General features: G+C 47.3%; 12 protein-coding genes. 11 read left to right on the top strand and 1 reads right to left on the bottom strand.

Features of this window, described 5'->3' with window-relative positions:
* Positions 1–89 precede the first annotated feature (89 nt).
* Positions 90–2,633, bottom strand: a complete 2,544-nt coding sequence (locus tag EK374_RS16960; RefSeq protein WP_127025730.1) for an EAL domain-containing protein — start codon at positions 2,631–2,633, stop codon at positions 90–92.
* A gap of 324 nt (positions 2,634–2,957) precedes the next feature.
* Between EK374_RS16960 and EK374_RS16955 the strand changes: the two genes are divergently transcribed.
* From EK374_RS16955 to EK374_RS16905, 11 genes are all read left to right on the top strand, one after another.
* Positions 2,958–5,606 carry a TonB-dependent receptor gene (locus tag EK374_RS16955; RefSeq protein WP_127025729.1) on the top strand — a complete coding sequence of 883 codons (2,649 nt, stop codon included), beginning with the start codon at positions 2,958–2,960 and terminating at the stop codon, positions 5,604–5,606.
* Positions 5,607–5,671: 65 nt separating this feature from the next.
* Positions 5,672–6,379 (top strand): SDR family NAD(P)-dependent oxidoreductase, encoded by a 708-nt coding sequence (locus EK374_RS16950; RefSeq protein WP_127025728.1) that lies wholly within the window; start codon positions 5,672–5,674, stop codon positions 6,377–6,379.
* Positions 6,380–6,416: 37 nt separating this feature from the next.
* Complete coding sequence (locus EK374_RS16945; RefSeq protein WP_127025727.1) at positions 6,417–8,786, top strand: glycoside hydrolase family 2 protein; 2,370 nt, start codon at positions 6,417–6,419, stop codon at positions 8,784–8,786.
* A gap of 4 nt (positions 8,787–8,790) precedes the next feature.
* Positions 8,791–9,810 carry a UDP-glucose 4-epimerase GalE gene (galE, locus tag EK374_RS16940; protein WP_127025726.1) on the top strand — a complete coding sequence of 340 codons (1,020 nt, stop codon included), beginning with the start codon at positions 8,791–8,793 and terminating at the stop codon, positions 9,808–9,810.
* 133 nt (positions 9,811–9,943) lie between these two features.
* Positions 9,944–11,011 (top strand): UDP-glucose--hexose-1-phosphate uridylyltransferase, encoded by a 1,068-nt coding sequence (locus EK374_RS16935; protein WP_127025725.1) that lies wholly within the window; start codon positions 9,944–9,946, stop codon positions 11,009–11,011.
* Between the two features lie 5 nt (positions 11,012–11,016).
* Positions 11,017–12,171 (top strand): galactokinase, encoded by a 1,155-nt coding sequence (galK, locus tag EK374_RS16930; protein ID WP_127025724.1) that lies wholly within the window; start codon positions 11,017–11,019, stop codon positions 12,169–12,171.
* Positions 12,168–13,142: an aldose epimerase family protein gene (locus EK374_RS16925; RefSeq protein ID WP_127025723.1), complete on the top strand. Its 975-nt coding sequence runs from the start codon at positions 12,168–12,170 to the stop codon at positions 13,140–13,142. The genes galK and EK374_RS16925 overlap by 4 nt, the downstream gene beginning before the upstream one ends.
* 89 nt (positions 13,143–13,231) lie before the next feature.
* Complete coding sequence (locus tag EK374_RS16920; RefSeq protein ID WP_127025722.1) at positions 13,232–14,794, top strand: sodium/sugar symporter; 1,563 nt, start codon at positions 13,232–13,234, stop codon at positions 14,792–14,794.
* A 2-nt stretch (positions 14,795–14,796) separates the two neighbouring features.
* Positions 14,797–17,364, top strand: a complete 2,568-nt coding sequence (locus tag EK374_RS16915; protein ID WP_127025721.1) for a cellulase family glycosylhydrolase — start codon at positions 14,797–14,799, stop codon at positions 17,362–17,364.
* Between the two features lie 101 nt (positions 17,365–17,465).
* On the top strand, positions 17,466–18,911 hold the full coding sequence (locus EK374_RS16910; protein ID WP_127025720.1) for an MFS transporter: 1,446 nt from the start codon (positions 17,466–17,468) through the stop codon (positions 18,909–18,911).
* 35 nt (positions 18,912–18,946) lie between these two features.
* Positions 18,947–19,957: a LacI family DNA-binding transcriptional regulator gene (locus tag EK374_RS16905; protein WP_127025719.1), complete on the top strand. Its 1,011-nt coding sequence runs from the start codon at positions 18,947–18,949 to the stop codon at positions 19,955–19,957.
* Positions 19,958–19,997: the final 40 nt, after the last annotated feature.

Raw genomic sequence — 19,997 nt, 5'->3', positions numbered from 1 at the left:
GGTATCCATTCCAATACTGTTTTAGGATAGGCTGCACCATAACATAACATAAATCAGCTTATGAGCAGATTTATACAAAAACAGAGCGATCAGTGGCTCAGAGAATGCTTCTGTAGCAACAATAAGGTACTGGCTGCGTTTTCAGCTTTACCAAACCAATATCCCTGACCAAACTTACAGCCAGCGGTCAGCAAAAACTCTTGCTGGGCCTGTGTTTCCACCCCCTCAGCAATGACATCCAGCCCCATGGCATTGGCCATCGCAATAATAGCACTGGTGATTTGGCGATCGCTGGTATTCTCTGGTAAGGATTTAATAAAGCTACGATCTATTTTCAGGCTATTGATCGGTAAATGCCGTAAATAAGACAGAGATGAATAGCCTGTGCCAAAGTCGTCAATCGCCAGACGTATGCCTAATTGTCTCAGCTGTTGCAACACTTGCCGGGTTTGGGTTTCACGATCGGGCAGCAGACAGCTTTCGGTAATTTCCAGCTCCAGCAACTGTGGGTTAATTGCTGTCTCGGTTAAGATCTGGGTTAGCTGTGTTAAAAAACCAGGATCTGCCAGTTCCATTACGGAAATATTCACTGCCACAGGAACTGCCTGTTCACCCCATAACTGCAACTGGTAACAAACTTGCCGCAGCACCTGTTGGCCTAATTGCTGGATCAGTCCTAAGGTTTCAGCCATGGCAATAAAACGTTGTGGTGGCACTTGCCCCAGCTCTTTGTCCTGCCAGCGTGCCAGCGCCTCAAGGCTATGTAACTGACCTGTCTGCAGCGCAACTTTGGGTTGGTAATACACTTCTAATTGTTGCTGCGACAATGCCTTACGTAATGCCTGCTCAAGTTGCAACGCCTCGTCATTACGTTGACCAACACTGTTGGTGTAAAGGCTGTATTTGTTGCGGCCAGACTCTTTTGCCTGGTACATAGCTGCATCTGCAAATTTCAGCAGTTCACTGATCGTGCCGCCATGTTGTGGGTAAATACTGATGCCTACGCTGGTGGTGAGGACCAGTTCGTTATGCTGAATTTGAAAGGGCAGCTCAAATTGAGCCACTATACGTTGTGCCAGCTTTTCGATTTCTTCAATGCCGTCGCACTCAGGGACCAGCATGGTAAATTCATCGCCGCCTAAGCGGGCGACAGATTCGCCTGCTCTGCTGGCTTTTTGCAGCCGTCGGGCAACCTGACGTAAGGCTTCATCACCGGCCTGATGACCTAAAGTATCATTGATGCGCTTAAACAAATCTAAATCGAGAAACAGCACCGCCAACTGGTGATCGTGGCGTTTGGCATTCGCCAGTGCCTGCTCCAGCCTGTCCTGAAATAAACGGCGGTTGGCAAGGCCGGTCAGTTCATCAAAATAAGCCAGTTCGTGAATTTTTTTCTCACGCTTTTTACGTTCTGTAATATCAGAAAAAATGGCAGCATATTGATTAACAATGCCATTTTCACCGCGCACAGCGCTGATGGACAGCCATTCAGGGTAAATTTCGCCATTTTTACGTTTATTCCAGATTTCACCTTGCCAGTAGCCTTGCTGCTGCAGTCGTTGCCACATTTGCTGATAAAAGTTCTCGTCATGCTGTCCTGAACTTAACAGGTTGGGGGTCTGGCCTAAGGCTTCTTCTACACTGTAGCCTGTCAACTTACAAAAGCTGGGATTAACTGACTGAATGAAACCCGATGCATCAGTAATCATTACAGCATCGTGCGATGCTTCTATCACTTTGTAGGCTAACCGCAAACTGCTTTCCGACGACCGCAGCGCCTTATCCCGAGCTTGCAGTGCAGCTTTTAGCTCGTTGATGTACAAATGTTCCATATTCAGCAGTATGTGATTGTGGGATAACAATCCTATAGGTTTACCCAAGGAGTCCGTTACGCCAAGATGCCGAAAACCATGTTCGCGTAGTAAGCGCACCGCCTGCAATAAACTGCTATGCAGCGGCAGCGTCAATAAAGGCCGGGTTGCAACTTCAGCCAGAGTGCAAAGGGTACGGTTTGTGGCTACAAAGTGCACCAGATCCCGTTCAGTCACTATGCCGTATTCTGCAAGGCCAGACTCTGTGTTTTCAAACTTAACTATGGCGGCGTCACGTTGGGTTTGCTGCATCAACGCAGCAGAGTGAGCGACGCTAAGTTCGGCCTGAAGCAATAAAGGCAGTTCTACCAGAATGGAGCTGATATCGCGCAGCATTAAATAATGCTCCAGCGGTTGTTGATGGATAAGGTCGGTTTGCGTCACTATGCCTATGGCCTTTTGCGACTTGTCTGTTACCAGCAAACGCCTGATCCCTTGTTTTTTCATGAGTGCTGCTGCATCAACGGCACTAAAATGATCGGCGACGGAAAGCACCGGGCTACTCATCACGGCCGACACTGCTTGCTGCAACACTGCGTGATCCGCCAAATCCAACTTTTTGCAGTCAGATTCAGTCCAGATCCCCAGGATATTCTGTTCTTGTTTAATCAGGATGCAGCTGATGTTGTGTTGCTGCATTAACTGCGCTGCTTGCTGCACGCTGGTGTCGGCGGAACAACAAATCAGGTTTTTTTGTAGTACCTGCGCCACGGTCTGATCTGATGATAAAGATGTTACGGCTGTGCTCGGCGGATAATTCATGTTCAGGGCAGTTCCATTGTCAACAAAACGAGCTCTATGCTAATTCTTGTCTCTTTTTTGGATCTTGATCTGAAACAACAGCGAGCAAGCTTTGTCATTTATTGAGACTGAAAATAGCGAGTTTTCCTATTTTTAAGAAATCGATTACCTGATTATATATTCAATAAATTCAATGTTTTGTGATCTGAATGCCAATGTGTTGCGAAAAAGTTTTGGTAAACGTTTACCTTGAGTGTTATAAATGCACTGTGCACTGCTGATCCCGCACAGAAAAATCAGCCCAGCGCATAAAAAAATAACAATTGATACCGACAGGGGTAGGAAATGACAGGCAAATTCAACTTGACCGTTGTAGCTTTAGCTATGACGCAAATTTTTGCTATGCAGCATGCACAGGCGCAAAGCGAAGAAAATACCACTCAACAAAAAGCAAAAGAAGCTGAACAGCAAATCGAAACCATTGTCGTCAAAGGTTTTGGTGCCACGCTGAGCAAGTCTTTAATGCAGAAAAAGTTTTCAGAATCAACGGTCGAAATTATCTCTACCGATGACTTAGGTCAATTACCTGACGTGACTATCGCTGATTCCTTAGGCCGCTTGCCTGGTGTAACGGCAGAGCGTGATCGGGGTAACGCCAGCAGTATTTCTATCCGTGGTCTAGGTGCACGTTTAAACGCTGCCACCATGAATGGCCGCGAAATTGTCAGTGCTGAACCAAGCCGTGACGTGCGTTACGAGCAATTCCCTGCTGAACTGATTAACTCAGTTGAAGTTTATAAAAGCCCGATGGCGAACAATCTCGAAGGTGGTATTGCCGGTCTGGTGAATATGAATTTTGTCAGCCCGCTGGCAAAAGACAAGCGCATGATTAACATCAGTGGCCATTTGATGGACTATCAGATGGGCGATGATTTAGCTGGGGCTGACAGTTCAGGCGAAAAAGCCAGTTTCTCTTATGTCGATCAGTGGGCTGATAACTTTGGTGTGGTTTTTGGTTTAACTTATCAGGACCAGCCGTCAGTGCAGCGTGAAACTGCCTCCTATTCGTACAACAAAACTGAAGCCGATCAAGGTGACGTCAATGGCGACGGCATTAAAGAAGCTGCGCCATGGGGCGGTAAAGCCGGCACTAAAGTGGGTAACACAGAGCGTGTAGGCAGCCTGATGATTCTGGAATGGGAACCTGTTGACACAGTGAACCTGAAATACGATCTGTTTTATTCCAAATTTGATATTGAAGAACGTGAAGACCAGTTTTGGTTTGATGGCTGGGGTAACTGGCAGGACAGCACGAATTGGGGCTACAACAACTCCGCGACTGCGCCTCAGATAGTGACCCGCCCTGATGGCTCGCAGCAACTCGTGGGCGGTGGTGTGTTATGGGGCGCGCATTCAGCCAATAATGCCACTTGGTTCCAGCAAAACCATCTGTTAAGCACTGGCTTAAAAACTACAGTGACTGGTGATGTCTGGACGTCAACTTACGATGTTGGTTACTCAGAAGCTGGTATCGAATCACGTTGGGTCAATATTACTTCGGCTTATGGTGGTCCAACTCCACTGGATATCAGCTGGAACAATGCCGGTGGTCGTTTAGCTATTCAAACCAATGAAGACATTGGCAATCCTGATTACTACAGCATTACCGGTATGAACGTCGATACTGACCGCGATCTGACCGATGAAATGGTGAGTCTGCGAGCCGATTTTGAACGCAATGTGGACTGGGGTGTATTCGAAACGCTGGTGGTCGGTGGCCGTTACAGCGACCGCGACAAAGACAACGACGTGCAAAGCTGGTGGCAGGCTCCTGTTACTACAGGTCTGACCGATTACGGATACAGCTATCAGCTGGGTGGCGATTTTATCGCGCCAAATCTGTATGGCTTTAAAGACTGGAATGCCACTATGAATCAGGCCTTTGGTGGCATTGATGATCGTAGCCAGCACGCCAAAACCGATCAGGACAGAGTCAACAGCTGGTACGTGGGTGAAACCAACACTGCGGCTTATTTTATGCTGAAAATGTCCGGTGAATTGGGTGATTTACCTTACACAGGTAACTTTGGCGTGCGTTATGTCAAAACAGAATCTACTTCTTCTGGTTATCAGTTCAAAGACAGCCTGTATTCGCCTATTTCAGTTGACCATGAATACGACGAAATTTTACCTGCCCTGAATATGATCTTTACTGTCAGTGAAGAATCTCAGGTGCGTTTTGGTTTATCCCGAGCGCTTTCCCGTCCGCCTCTGGTTGAAATGCGCACAGGTTTCCAATTGGATTCGCAAAGCCCGGTGAAAACAGGTTCAGGCGGTAATCCGACTCTGGATCCATTTGTGGCTGATCAAATTGATTTGGGCTACGAATACTACTGGTCCAGCGACCGCGCTATGACAGTATCTACTTTCTTTAAAGACTTAAAAACTCATGTTGGTAGTTCTACCGATGTGATGATAGTGGATGGTATAGCCTATAACTTCACTGGCCCTATTAATGGTGACGGTGGTCAGATCAAAGGTTTAGAGCTGATGTATCAACAGGCTCTGACTATGTTGCCAGCACCTTTTGATGGTTTAGGTTTCTACGCCAACTATTCATTAACAGACAGCAATGTGCATGAGTTTGTGCCGGAAGATAATCCATTGCCATTAGGCGGCTTGTCCCGTCATGTCGGCAACCTGACCTTGTGGTACTACAAAGCTGGTTTTGACGCCAAGGTGTCTTACAACTACCGCAGTGCAAACACCCGTGTTGGCAGCTGGACTCCAACGGAAATCACCAGAGCCAAAGCTGAACGTACTGTAGATGCAAGCTTGTCATACGAAGTGACAGAAGCCTTTAAGGTGATGCTGCAGGCGCAAAACCTGACGAATGAAGAAGCAGTGACTTATTTTGATAACGATCCAAGCCGTCCGGCTAGTTATCAGGAATGGGGCCGTCGTTTCCTGTTAGGTTTCTCTTACTCTATGTAAGTGGCTTGTTATTCAGCATATAAAACCCGGCCTTTGGGCCGGGTTTTTATACGGAACTACCACCTATGCTTATATCTCCCTCTCATATTCTGCTGACCGGTGCTTCTTCGGGCATTGGCCGGGCTTTGGCTATAGCTTTAGCGGCGCAAGGCCATAAGTTGAGTTTATGTGGTCGTGATCCGGCCAAACTAGCTCAGACCTTAGCTTTATTACCTCAGGACGCAATGGTGTTCAGCCAGCATTTTTCAGTCACAAAACCAGCCGCCATTCATCAGTTTTGCCAACAGGCGAAACAGCAATGGGGCGACGTGGATGTACTGATTAACTGCGCTGGAGGCAATAGCAGCCGTAGCGCAGCGACAGAGCCGGATTGGTCTGCGATAGAGCAGATGATGCAACTGAATTTTTATGCGCCGCTGCATTTTATCCAGAAATTGGTGCCAGCGATGAAAGAGCAGGGTAAAGGTGTAGTGCTGAATGTACTCTCGACCGTTTGTTTATTTTCCAACCCTGGTATTTCTGCTTACAGCGCCAGCAAAGCAGCTCTTGATAGCTACAGCAAAGTGCTGCGTAAAGAGCTAAATGGCACTGGTGTGAAAGTGTTATCTGTGTATCCGGGCGGGGTAGATACCGAATTTCGCGCAGCCAGCAGACCAGATTATTTGTCTGCAGAAGAAGTGGCTGATGCCGTTTTGCTGATGCTGGCAAGTTCAGCCAAAGCTCATATTCACGAGCTGGTGCTAAGGCCAGCCGTTGAAACAAATTTTTGCTAAGTCCCGCTGCAGCGGGCCTATTAAAAGGAATTCTCCAGTGTTGAAGTACTTAATACAATCTCTGGCTGTGTTGGCGTTGCTGCTGCAGTTTGGATGCAGCCCAGTCGCCCTCTCATCAAAAGACGAGCAGTCACCGAAAGTTGCAGTAGCCACAGAGCAGAATTTAAATGCCGACTGGCAGTTTTATAAAAGTCAGTCCGCTGACTTAACGGCAAAACCAGAAGACTGGCAGCAAGTCAATTTACCTCACACACCACAAATTGAACCTTTGCTGGTGAATAACCAATGGCAGGGTTTTGCCTGGTATCAAAAGTCTCTGAGCATAGCGCCAGAGTGGCAAGGCAAACAGCTGCTGATCCGCTTTGAAGCGGCGATGAATCATGCACAAGTCTGGTTAGGCGATAAGCTGATTGGCGAGCATCTGGGTGGCTATTTACCTTTTACTATTGATTTAACACCTTATGTCGCTGCAGGTCAGACTTATCAGCTGACCGTCAAACTGGATAACAGAGACAATGAAGTCACAGGGCCTAAACCTTTGGCTCAGCTGGATTTTAATACCTACGGTGGTTTGTACCGTGATGTGCGCTTATTGATCAAAAACCCTGTGCATATCACAGATGAAATGCTGGCCAATGAAGTGGCTGGTGGCGGTATTTTTGTGACTTATCCAAAAGTGGATAAAGCAGAGTCTGTGGTTGCGGTAAAAACTCAGCTGGCCAATACATCTGCGACAGGCGCAGAGCTGGAATTAGTACAGCAGCTTTATGCGGGTGAGCTATTAGTGACTGAAGTTAGCTCAGGCTCCATTCAGCTGGCCGCTGGTGCAAAACTAGATCAACAGCAACAGCTGACTGTGACCACACCAAATCTGTGGAGCCCTGCCAGTCCGTTTTTATACAGCCTGCATACTGTGCTGAAACAAAATGGCACTGTGATTGAACATCAGCAGCAAAATATAGGGATCCGCAGTTTTGCCTTTAACGACAAACACCAGTTGCTGATCAATGGCGAGCTGACTTTTTTACGCGGCGTAAACCGCCATCAGGAATACCCTCATGTCGGCTATGCTACTTCGCCTCAGGCCGATTACCGTGACGCGGTAAAAATTAAATCAGCGGGTTTTGATTACGTGCGTTTATCACATTACCCACATTCTAAAGCTTTTATGCAGGCAGCGGATGAGCTGGGTTTAGTGCTGATGAATGCTATTTTAGGCTGGCAGTATTATCAGCCAACCGAAGCCTTCCGTACTCAGACTATTCAGAGTTGCCGTGATTTAATCCGCCGTGATCGCAACCATGCCAGTGTGCTGGCCTGGGAATGTTCTCTGAATGAATCTGCGATGCCGGATGAGTTTGTTGCGACTTTGCACAACACGGTGAAACAAGAGTTTCCTGGAGCCTATTCTGCCGGCTGGCAACATGGTTACGATATGTACCTGCAAGCGCGTCAGCACCGTCAAATGCACTACGAAACACCAACAGTGCCTTACAATGTGTCTGAATACGGCGACTGGGAATACTATGCACAAAATGCCGGCTTTAATCAGGACAGCTGGGGTGACTTAAAAGAAGAAGCCCGCACCAGTCGTCAGTTATTAAGCCATGGCGAAGCCCGTTTATTACAGCAAGCCCGTAACTTACAGGAAGCGCATAACGACAACCTAACCACTCCTGCTTATGCCGATGGTTACTGGGTAATGTTTGATTACAACAGAGGTTATGCCAATGATCTGGAAGCATCAGGTATCATGAGCATTTACCGCTTACCTAAATACAGTTACTACTTTTACCAAAGTCAGCGTGATGCTGCTGAACAGTCAGAAAAATATCAGTCTGGCCCTATGGTATTTATTGCCAGTGAGTGGCAACTGGGTTCCAGCTCACAGGTGCGGGTATTTAGCAATGCTGAAGAAGTGGAACTCTATTTAAACGGCGTTTTAGTCAGCCGGAATAAGCCGTCTACAGATAAATTCTCTACCCATTTGCCACATCCACCTTTTGAATTTGATGTTAAAGCCTTCAAAGCTGGTCAGTTAGTGGCAAAAGCTTATATTGCCGGTAAAGAAGTGGCGACTCATCAGGTGACTACTCCTGACGTCGCTGCCAGCTTAAAATTGACAGTCGACACCAGTGGCGTGGCGCCTGTGGCAGGAGATCTGGTGTTTGTCTATGCCGAAGTGCTGGATAAAAACGGCCAGCTTGTGCCTTTAAACAATCAAACCATTGAATTTAAAACCAGTGGTGATATTGAAATTATTAATCCTGAACCTGCTTTTACTGAACAAGGCAAAGCTGCAGTGTTAGTGAAATTAGGTGCTGAATTTAACAAAGCTAAGCTTGAAGCTCATTCCAAAGCCTTGGCTATTCAAAGTGAAGCCTTAGTTTTTAACCTCAAGGAGTAACAGTATGCGTATTTTAGTCACGGGCGGCGCTGGTTATATAGGCTCTCATACTTGTCTGGAGTTGCTTAATTCTGGCCATCAGGTGGTGGTGGTCGACAACCTGAGCAACAGTAGTGTTGAGGCTTTAAAACGGGTTGAGCAACTGACAGGCCAGAGCATCCAGTTTTATCAAGCCGATATCCGTGATGAAAAAGCGCTTTCTGCTATTTTTGCTGCTGATAAAGTAGATGCAGTCATTCACTTTGCCGGTTCCAAAGCTGTGGGCGAATCTGTCGCTAAACCGCTGTTTTATTATGAAAACAATGTCAGTGCCTCTGGCTTGCTGATGCAGGTGATGTTGGCACATCAGGTTAAAACGCTAGTGTTCAGCTCTTCTGCCACAGTCTATGGTGAGCCGGTTTCTTCGCCAATACGGGAAGATTTTGCTGTCCATCCTGAAAGTCCTTATGGACGCTCTAAGCTGATGGTAGAGCAGATCATGTCAGATCTGGTGGTGGCGCAATCTGATTTCAGCGCCATAGTGCTGCGTTATTTTAACCCTGTAGGTGCGCATGAGTCTGGCCAGATTGGTGAAGATCCAAATGGTATTCCAAATAACCTGATGCCTTTTATTAATCAGGTGGCTATAGGCCGCCGACCACATTTATCTGTGTTTGGTGATGATTACGATACACCGGACGGCACTGGTGTGCGGGACTATATCCATGTCTGTGATTTAGCTTCAGGTCATGTCAAAGCCTTAGAAACTCTGCATCAGAACGCTGGTTTTCATGTATTTAACTTAGGCACTGGCCAGGGCGTTTCTGTGCTGGAAATGGTTGACGCTTACCGTCGTATTTCTGGTCAGCTTATTGCCTATCAGGTGGCACCGCGTCGTCCCGGCGACATCGCCTGTTATTTTGGTGACCCATCTTTAGCGGCTGAAAAACTCGGCTGGAAAGCAGAGCGGGGCTTGGATCAGATGGTAGCAGATAGCTGGAAGTGGCAGAAATTAAACCCTCACGGTTATACCCGTCGTTCTTGACGCTGCAGCTTTGTTGACTGCTTGTTCGCTGAAACGGCAATTACTTAGGGTATGTATGAACCAGTGCGGGCTGGGATAAACCCAGCCCCTACGGGGTATGTAAAAAAGATTAAGTGAAAGGTTGGAATAGTAAATGTCTGAATTTAATGCAAAAGATCATCCGCATCGCAGATACAACCCTTTGACGGGGGATTGGGTGCTGGTGTCGCCACACAGAGCTAAAAGACCCTGGCAGGGCCAGATTGAAACTGCAGCGACAGAGCAGAATCCATCGTATGACCACAGCTGTTTTTTATGTCCAACCAATACCCGTATTTCCGGGGACCTGAATCCTGACTATAAAAAACCTTATGTTTTTACCAATGACTTCGCCGCTTTAACCGCGGATACGCCTTTTTATCAGCGCTCAGATGACGATTTATTTGTATTAAAAGCCGAGCGTGGTACCAGCAGGGTGATTTGTTATTCACCTGATCACAGCCTGACGATGCCAGAACTGAGTGTTGCTGATATTCAGAACATAGTCGAAGAATGGATCCGTCAGTATCAGGACTTATCCAAAACCTACAGCTGGGTGCAGGTGTTTGAAAACAAAGGCGCTATTAACGGCTGCTCGAATCCGCATCCTCATGGTCAGATTTGGGCCAACAGCACTGTGCCGACTTTACCAGCCAAAGCCGATGCGGCTCAGCGTGAGTATTTAGCTAAACATGGCAAAAACCTGTTATTAAATTATGCCGAGCTGGAACAACAAAGTGGCGAGCGCACTGTGGTTGAAAACGAGCATTGGCTTGTTGTGGTGCCATTCTGGGCCAGCTGGCCTTTTGAAACACTAGTGTTGCCAAAAGCTCATGTTCGCCGGATGGAAGATTTAACCAAAGAGCAGCAAGCTGCTTTGGCCGATATTCTTAAGCAAATCACCATTGCCTACGACAACCTGTTCCAGTGTTCTTTCCCTTATTCCATGGGCTGGCATAGTGCGCCTTATCAGAATGAAAACGCGGATGCTGTTGAAAGCATCGACCACTGGCAGCTGCATGGCCATTTTTATCCGCCGTTATTACGCTCAGCCACCATCAAAAAGTTTATGGTGGGCTACGAAATGCTGGCTGAAACTCAACGTGATATGACCCCTGAACAGGCCGCTGAACGCTTAAAACAGCAAAGCCCTGTGCATTACAAACAGCAGAGCAAGGTTTAATACAGATGGAATTAGTGCAACAAGTACAGCAGGCATTTGCCGAACATTATCAACAGCAGGGCGAATTTGCGTTCAGAGCGCCGGGCCGGGTTAATCTGATTGGCGAGCATACAGATTACAACGACGGTTTTGTATTGCCATGCGCTATTAACTACGACACTGTGGTTGTGGCAACACCACGCAACGACAAGAAGGTGCGGGTGCTGGCGCTGGATTATCAGCAGCAAGTGGATGAGTTTGAACTGACCTTTCCGCTTGCTAAACATTCAGAGTACCAGTGGGCCAACTATGTGCGTGGTGTGGCCAACAGCCTGATGCAAAAAGGTTTTAACCTGGTCGGTTGTGACTTAGCCATCAGCGGCAATGTGCCGCAAGGTGTAGGTTTAAGCTCTTCAGCTTCTTTGGAAGTTGCATTGGGCCTGACTTATAGCACCTTGGCGGGCATCGAGCTTTCCAGCCGCGATAATGCACTGAATGGTCAGCATGCAGAAAACCACTTTGTCGGTTGCAACTGCGGCATTATGGACCAGCTAATTTCTGCTCAGGGCAAAGTCGCTCATGCCTTATTGATCGACTGCCGCAGCCTCGACAGCATGCCTGTATCTGTGCCCACAGATATGGCTGTGATGATTATCAACTCCAATGTAAAACGTGGCCTGGTCGACAGCGAATACAATACCCGCCGTCGTCAGTGTGAAGAAGCTGCAGCCATTTTTGGCGTCAAAGCCTTACGGGATGTCAGCTGGGATACTTTTGTCGCCAGGCAGGATCAACTGGATCCGGTTGTGGCTAAACGCGCCCGTCATGTGATCTCTGAAAACGATCGCACTGAGCTGGCCGCTAAAGCTTTAGCCGATCATGACATTAAGCTGTTAAGCCGTTTAATGGCGGAATCTCATTTGTCGATGAAAAACGACTTTGAAATCACTGTACCTGCTATAGATGCGCTGGTCGAAATGATTGGCAACAGGCTAGGTGATACAGGTGGTGTCCGTATGACAGGTGGTGGTTTTGGTGGTTGTGTGGTGGCTTTAGTGCCGCAAGGCCGGGTGGATGAGATTCGTGCTTTGGTGGAACGCGAGTACCCGGCTCAAACAGGTTTAACTGCTGGCATTTTTGTCTGTACAGCCAGTCAGGGCGCAGAGCAGATTTTGGCATGAGCGCTGCTGGAACTGGTGACTCAGTGATACGGCTGGGTGGCAATAAGGGGTTGGAAGTGGAGTTGTTGCCTTTTGGGGCAACAATCCGCTCTATCCGCTTGTTTGGTCAGGAGCTGACGCTGAACTATCCGCAAGCGGCAGATTATCAAACAGATGAGTTTTACCTGGGAGCTACCGCAGGCCGGGTTGCCAATCGTATTGCCAAAGGCAGCTTTGAACTCAATGGCCAGAGTTATCAGCTTGATTGCAACAATGGCCCCAATCATTTGCATGGTGGTGTGGCAGGTTTTAACCGTCAATCCTGGCAAGTGCTGAAACAGCAATCTGATACGGTGCAATTGTATTTGCGCTCTGCTGATGGTGATCAGGGGTATCCAGGTGCTGTCCAAGTGTGGCAACAATTCCGTATCGTTGATAAACAGCTTGAGTTATCTTTTTTGGCTTTATCTACTAAAGATACGCTGCTGAATTTAACCAACCATTGTTATTTCAATCTGAACAACGACAACAGTTCAATTGAAAACCATCAGTTACAGCTGACAGCCACTGACTATTTGCCGACAGATGAGCATGCTATACCAACAGGAGAGCGCCGCGCTGTAGCTGGCACCGCCTTTGACTTTAGCAAGGCTAAATTAGTGGGGCCGGCGCTTCGTCAACAGGATCAGCAGCTTGCGCTTGCTAATGGTTTTGACCACTGCTTTATCTGGCAAGGTGCTGATGCTGCAGAGTTAAAATTGATGGCGGTGTTAAGTTCCAGTCAAAGTGGTCGTCAGCTTGAAGTACTCAGTACTCAGCCGGGTTTGCAGCTTTATACAGGCAACTTTCTGGCTGCACCTTTTACGCCACGGCAGGGCATTTGTCTGGAAGCTCAGGGCTGGCCTGATGCGATAAATCAGCTTGGCTTTCCCAGCACTCAGCTCAAAGCAGGTGAGTTGTATCAGCAACTAATAGTGTATAAATTCAGTTAGCTAAAAACTGGTAACCATAATAAAGACCCAAAGTCTCTGGTGTTGCAATGCGGCGGCCAGAACTAAGGGATAACAGGGTAAGGATAAAAATGACTTTAAGTAATTTAGATTTGGCGATCCTCGCCATTTACGTGCTGGGGCTGGTCGGTCTGGCCTATTACATCTCCCGGGAAGAAAAGGGACATAACAAAGACACCAATGACTACTTTCTGGCAGGTAATACCTTACCCTGGTGGGCTATTGGTGCTTCACTGATTGCAGCCAATATTTCGGCTGAACAAATTATTGGTATGTCTGGTTCTGGTTATGCCATAGGTATGGCCATCGCAGCTTACGAGTGGATGGCAGCGATCACGCTGTTACTGGTGGGAAAGTTTTTCCTGCCGATTTTCCTGAAACGTAAAATTTATACCATGCCGCAATTCCTGCAGCAGCGTTTTGACAACAGAGTGCGCACTACTATGGCGCTGTTCTGGATGGCGGTGTATGTGTTTGTTAACTTAACTGCTGTGTTGTGGTTAGGTGCCTTGGCTATTAATACAGTCACAGGTGTGGATATGACCACCAGCATGTTCATATTAGCAACTTTATCAGTGGCTTATTCCTTATACGGTGGCTTAAAAGCTGTGGCCTATACCGACATTATCCAGGTGGTCTTACTGGTCGGCGGTGGTTTATTCCTGTCCTTTATGTCGCTGGATATGTTAGGCGCAGGCAACGGTTTATGGGCTGGTTTTGACCGTTTATTAACTGAAGTGCCGGAAAAGTTCGATATGATTTTAACGCCGGACAGCCCGCATTATGTCAGCTTACCTGGTATTTCTGTGCTGATTGGTGGTATGTGGATTATGAACCTGAGTTACTGGGGTTTTAACCAATACATTATTCAACGTACTTTGGCAGCAAAAGACTTAGCCGAAGCACAAAAAGGTATTGTATTTGCTGCCTTCCTGAAAGTGTTAATGCCTGTGATAGTGGTACTGCCAGGTATAGCAGCAGTGTTGCTGTTACCAGATTTAAGCAAACCGGATCAGGCTTACCCTCAGCTGCTGAGCATGATGCCTTCTGGTATTAAAGGCTTAATTTTTGCTGCATTAGTGGCTGCTATTTTATCGAGCCTGGCGTCTATGACGAACAGCGTCGCGACCATTTTCACTATGGATATTTACTCTCAGTTTAAGAAAGAACAAAGCCAGCAGCACTACGTCAAAGTAGGCCGTATTGTCAGCCTGGTGGCTTTAGTGATTGCAGTCTTTACTGCTAAGCCATTGCTGGGCGAATTCGACCAGGCCTTCCAGTATATTCAGGAATTTACCGGTTTCTTCACGCCAGGTATTGTGGTGCTGTTCTTGTTAGGTATGTTCTGGGCCCGTACTACAGCCACAGCTGCATTAGTGGCGGCTATCAGCTCAGCTGTACTGAGCTGGATTTTCAAAGTGGCTCTGCCAGAAATGCCATTTATGGACCGTGTTGGTTTAGTTTTCCTCTGCTGTTTAGCTTTAGCTGTGCTGGTGACTTTATTCCAGCGTCAGGGCAAACATCCACAGGCGGTGGAACTGCGGGACATCAGCTTTGAAACCCGTCCAAGCTTTAACTTGTATGCAGTGTTGATCAGCCTGATTGTTGCTGCCTTTTATATTACCTGGTGGTAACAATGAAGCAGACATTTCTTTGTACAGCTTTAGCAGCAGCGCTTTTTAGCGCCGCTGCCAGTGCTAACCCTGTATCGGTAAAAGACGGTGTAATGCAGTGGCAAGACGGTTCTGAAGTTGCACTTTTTGGTGTGAATTACAGTGCGCCTTTTGCTTACGGTTATCGCTCTATTGAACGTGTGGGTGTTGATCACCGCACTGCCATCGACATGGATGTGGACCATATTGCCCGCTTAGGGCTGGACGCTTACCGTGTGCATTTATGGGACAGATTACTGGCCGATAAAGACGGCAATTTACAGAACAATATTCACCTGCAATTATTTGATTACCTGTTGCTGCGGTTAAAAGAAAAAGGCATCAAGGTGATTATTACCCCTATCGGCTGGTGGGGCAGTGGTTACCCTGAGCCGGACCCGGTGGAATATGGTTTCTCTACTTTTTTCAGCAAAAGTCAGATGAACCAGTCACCAGATGCCATTGCAGCGCAGAAAAACTATCTGACGCAGCTGTTTAAACACGTTAACCCGCTGACCGGCAAAAGTTATCAGCAGGACGACAACATTATTGCTTTTGAGATCTTTAACGAACCTAAACACGAGATCAAACCAGAACAAAGTGCCGCTTATATTGAAGACTTAATCAGTACCATTCGTGCAGCTGGCGTCACTAAACCTTTGTTTTACAACACCAGTGAGCAGGGGGACGATCAGCCTTTTGCCAAAGCTTTATGCAATACCAGCATAGATGGTGTGTCTTATCAGTGGTATCCAACAGGCTTGATCAAAGGCAGTACTATTCTGGCGAATATGTTGCCAGCGGTCGCGCATTACACCAATCCTTTTGCCGGTATCAGCCAGTGTGCTACGAAAGCCAAAATGGTGTATGAGTTTGATGCAGCCGATGTGGCAAGTTCTGTGATGTATCCGGCTATGGCGCGAAGCTTTCGTGAAGCTGGATTTCAGTGGGCCACTCAGTTTGCCTATGATGCTGCGGCTGTAGCTCATACCAACTCCGAATACAACACTCACCATCTGAACCTGTTGTATACACCTTCAAAAGCTATCAGCTTAAAAATTGCTGCTGAAGTGTTCCGTACGCAAAAACGGGCTGAAAAAGTAGCGGATTATCCGGCCAGCAACAGTTTTGGCGCTGTGACTCTGGATTATCAGCAGAATTTATCTGTGCTGAACACTCCTACGCAGTTCTTCTACAGCAATAGCACTCAAACAGAGCCAAAAGCTGCAGCTAAACTAAGCAGCATTGCAGGTGTTGGCTCGTCTTCTGTGGCGAAATACAGCGGTTCTGGTGCTTATTTCCTTGATAAAGTAGCAGATGGTGTCTGGCGACTGGAGGTGTATCCTGACTTGCTGACCTTGCAAGACCCTTATCAGAACTCCAGTTTAAGCCGTGAAGTAGGGCGTTTATATCCTGCTGCTCAGCAATTGAAGCTGACGCTGGCTGATTTAGGTAAAAACTACCAGCTCAAGGGCGTAAATAGCGGTAATACAGCAACTGCATCTGCCGTTGATGGCGAAGTGACAGTACGCCCCGGTGTGTACTTACTGACCGCCAAAGCGGCATTGGCACAGCGGTATGCCAATAAAGTCGAGACAGATTTTTATCTGCCAAAACCACAATCGACAGAACTGGCTTTAGTGCATCAGAATCAGCGTCAAAGCCATTTGGGCGACCCCTTTAGCTTTAATGTTGAGATTGGCGCTTTGGTTAAGCCTGCAAAAGTGCAGTTGATGTTGCGTTATCTGGGCGAGAGCAAGTTTACTGCTTTTGATATGCAACCAAGCCTTGATGTCAGCAGTCGTTACCAGCTCGCTATGCCAAAGGACTGGACTCAGACAGGTCTGCTGGAATATGCCTTTGTGGTGACAACTAACGGCAAAGCAGTGACTTTCCCTGGTGCAGCTGCTGGTTCTCCACAGGATTGGGATTTTGTCAGCAAAGCACCGTTTTGGACTGTGGCTTTGAAACCACAAGGCCAGCCTGTGGCCTTATTTGATGCAACTCTGGACAGACAAAACAGCTTGTATCCAAAAGATGCGACTGTGACGCAACGTTTTGTTGCTGATAGTTCAGGTGCTGGTTTAGCTTTGCAATTGGGTGTGGATTCTTTAGAAACGCCTAAAGCGGCGGCTATCCTTAAAACCACTTTGTCTGCCGATAACAGTCTGCTAAATCGTAACCTGAAAGGTTATGACACAGTGGCGCTGAAAATTCGTGCGGTCAAACAACCGGAACAGTTGATGTTCGCATTGCTGGATAAAGACGGTATAGCTTATGGCACAGAGCTGAACGTGGGCACTGACTGGCAGTATCTGTTAGTTCCGCTGCATAAGTTAAAACAAAGCGACACTTTGTTGACTCAGGCTTATCCTATGTTTATGCCTTTGTTTGCACCCAAGGTTGCAGCTGGGGATAAGCTGAAGCTGAATGAACTGTCAAAGTTACAAGGCCTGCAACTGATGTTTAATCAGAGTGCTTACAGTGCTGCTGATGCCAAAGGTTGGCATGGAGTGGAGCTGGCGGAAGTGAGTTTGATCCAAAAGCCATGATGGTTCGGGCATTGGATTAAATCATAGACGGGCGGGGATAAACTCCGCCCCTTGTTTTGTGTATATAATCTTTTGCATTTCATCCTCAGCACAGGAGTGCTATGGCAAAGCCACTGCACCAAAACACAACAATATCTGCATCGGCATCAGGATCGATACGGGTTTCAGGCACTCAAAAGCTGGCGCTTGGCGCCGGCTTTTTTGCGATGTTTTTTGCTCAGCAAAGTGTCAGCGTACTGGCTATTCCTTTTTACCAGATGACCTTAGGGGTAGACCCGTTTTTATTGGGGTTGGCCCTTACTTTACCTCTGTTACTTGGTACTTTATTAGGCCCCTGGGTTGGGCATTTATCTGATCATCATCACAGCCGTTTTGGCCGTAGACGACCTTTTATTCTGGTCGCCAGTTGGGCCTGTTGTCTGTTTTTTGGTTTGATCTGGATGGTACCCACAGGCTGGGGCGAGCTGGCTCATCTATTGTATTTTGTTATTTTTTCCCTGCTGTTTTATGTCGCCGTTACATTTATGTCTGTGCCTATGACCTGTTTATCTTATGAGATGAGCCCGGATTATCATCAACGCACCGATATTATGGGTTTTACCACCTATTTTCTGAAGTTAGGTTCTTTGTTGTATCAGTGGTTATTTCCACTGGCGCAGCTGGCGATATTCAGTTCGGTTTTTGTTGGGATACGTTATGTTGGCTGGGGTGTGGCATTATTTATTTTTGGCCTGCTGGGCACTTTAGCCGCCTGTTACAGCAAAGAAGTTATACAACGCTCTTCTGTGGCTTTTCCACCTGTGACTTTAAGGCAAAGCTTAAAAACGTTGAAAGCTAACAAAGGCTTGCGGGTGTTGCTGCTGCTCACTGTCATCCAAATGGCAGGTGGCGCTTTTACCGCCAGTATGGATTATTACCTGTTGGTGTATTTTATTGCCGATGGCGACATAGCTCAGGGCGCAATTTTTAAGGGCTGGTTGTCGATGGCTTATGCTGCCTTTGGTTTTCTGACTGTGCCTTTGATCAGTGCGTTATCCTCCCGCATCGGCAAAATTAAAGCAGTACAGTTGATTTATGTCGTGACCTTAGTGGGCGGCCTCTGTAAGTGGTTTATTTTCACACCCCAAGGTTACGGTTGGATTTGGCTGGATGCATTATTGTGTACTGCAGCCTGGACAGCTATGACCATGTTAATTCCCTCTATGATGGCGGATTTATGTGATGAAGACGAATTAAAACATGGTCAGCGGCGCGAAGGGGTCTTTGTTGCTATTCATAGCTGGGTTACCAGTATAAGCGCTGCGCTGGCGTTGTTACTGGCCGGTTTATCGCTGAATTTGATTGGTTTTGATGCTCAGCTCTCTGCAGCTCAAGACCCAGACAGTATTCTGGCGATGCGGGTTATTTTAGCTGTAGGGACTATGCTGTTTGCCTTGTGCTCTTTGTTGATAGTACGGGGCTATCATTTGGATGTTCAGGCGAGCCAGCGGATCAGTCAGGCCTTAGCTAAAACAAAAGATCAACATCAGGGTTCGGAATCCATTTAATTCATTGTTAAGTAAATAATAAAAAAGAAAAAATTATGGTCACAATTAAAGATGTAGCAAAAGTAGCTGGAGTGTCGATAGCTACAGTGTCCCGGGTGATCCACGATGGTCATCAGGTGGGCGAAGCCTGCCGTGCGCGGGTGAAAAAGGTCATTGCCGAGTTAGGCTACAGACCCAACAGTAATGCACGGGCTCTGGTCAGTAAAACCACTAATACGCTGGGAGTGGTTACGCCTAAACTGTCGATGCCATTTTTTGGCAGCTTAGCCAGTGGTGTCGAAAAAGGCGCACGGGAAAATAACTATAAACTGCTGATGAGTAACTCGTTATACGAGACTAAGTCGGAGCAGGAAGCTATAGACTCACTGCGGGATCACAACTGCCAGGCCATTATTCTGCATAGTGAATATTCAGATGAAAAAACTTTACTGAAACTGGCCAATGAGATTCCAGGGCTGGTGCTGATCAACCGCTATATGCCTGCCATTGCCAACCGCTGTGTCTGGCTGGATAACGTGGCGGGCGCGCGTCAGGCTACGGATTACTTAATCAATAGAGGCCATAAAGACTTTGCCGTGATCACCAGTATTTACCAAAACGGCGACCCGGGTTTTCGGCTGCAGGGTATCAGGGAATCGCTCAAGCTGGCCGGCTTGCAGCTTGCTGAAGCTGCTATTGAAGAGTCCACCGCCAATATGGAAGGTGGCGAGCAAGCGGTGCAGGCCTTGCTGAATAAAGGCATTAAATTCACTGCATTATTGGCCTACAACGACTTAATGGCGATAGGCGCTATTCATGCCTTATTTGCTGCAGGCCTGCGTGTACCGGAAGATGTATCAGTAATAGGTTTTGACGATTTAATAGTAAGCCGAGCCTGCCGTCCCCGTTTAACCACTATGCATTATCCGGTCGAAGAAATGGCTAGCTACGCCACCAAACTGGCGATACAGCTCAGCGACATCAGCATAGAACCAGAACACCGTACGCATTTATTTATCCCGCAGTTGGTGGAACGTGATTCAGTGGCAGATGCACCTCAGGGGTAAAGTACACAAAGCACTTTAAATGTCATTCAGCCGGTATCCA

This window comes from Rheinheimera mangrovi (assembly GCF_003990335.1).
In the GTDB taxonomy this organism is placed as follows: Bacteria; Pseudomonadota; Gammaproteobacteria; order Enterobacterales; family Alteromonadaceae; genus Pararheinheimera; species Pararheinheimera mangrovi.
This window is presented reverse-complemented; position numbering and strand designations above follow the sequence as displayed.

Excerpts from the sequence above, each read along its gene's own strand:
- galE (WP_127025726.1), top strand. The coding sequence starts at position 8,791 with ATGCGTATTTTAGTCACGGGCGGCGCTGGTTATATAGGCTCTCATACT.
- galK (WP_127025724.1), top strand. The coding sequence starts at position 11,017 with ATGGAATTAGTGCAACAAGTACAGCAGGCATTTGCCGAACATTATCAA.
- EK374_RS16920 (WP_127025722.1), top strand. The coding sequence starts at position 13,232 with ATGACTTTAAGTAATTTAGATTTGGCGATCCTCGCCATTTACGTGCTG.
- EK374_RS16905 (WP_127025719.1), top strand. The coding sequence starts at position 18,947 with ATGGTCACAATTAAAGATGTAGCAAAAGTAGCTGGAGTGTCGATAGCT.
- EK374_RS16935 (WP_127025725.1), top strand. The coding sequence starts at position 9,944 with ATGTCTGAATTTAATGCAAAAGATCATCCGCATCGCAGATACAACCCT.
- EK374_RS16955 (WP_127025729.1), top strand. The coding sequence starts at position 2,958 with ATGACAGGCAAATTCAACTTGACCGTTGTAGCTTTAGCTATGACGCAA.
- EK374_RS16960 (WP_127025730.1), bottom strand. The coding sequence starts at position 2,633 with ATGAATTATCCGCCGAGCACAGCCGTAACATCTTTATCATCAGATCAG.
- EK374_RS16915 (WP_127025721.1), top strand. The coding sequence starts at position 14,797 with ATGAAGCAGACATTTCTTTGTACAGCTTTAGCAGCAGCGCTTTTTAGC.
- EK374_RS16950 (WP_127025728.1), top strand. The coding sequence starts at position 5,672 with ATGCTTATATCTCCCTCTCATATTCTGCTGACCGGTGCTTCTTCGGGC.
- EK374_RS16925 (WP_127025723.1), top strand. The coding sequence starts at position 12,168 with ATGAGCGCTGCTGGAACTGGTGACTCAGTGATACGGCTGGGTGGCAAT.
- EK374_RS16910 (WP_127025720.1), top strand. The coding sequence starts at position 17,466 with ATGGCAAAGCCACTGCACCAAAACACAACAATATCTGCATCGGCATCA.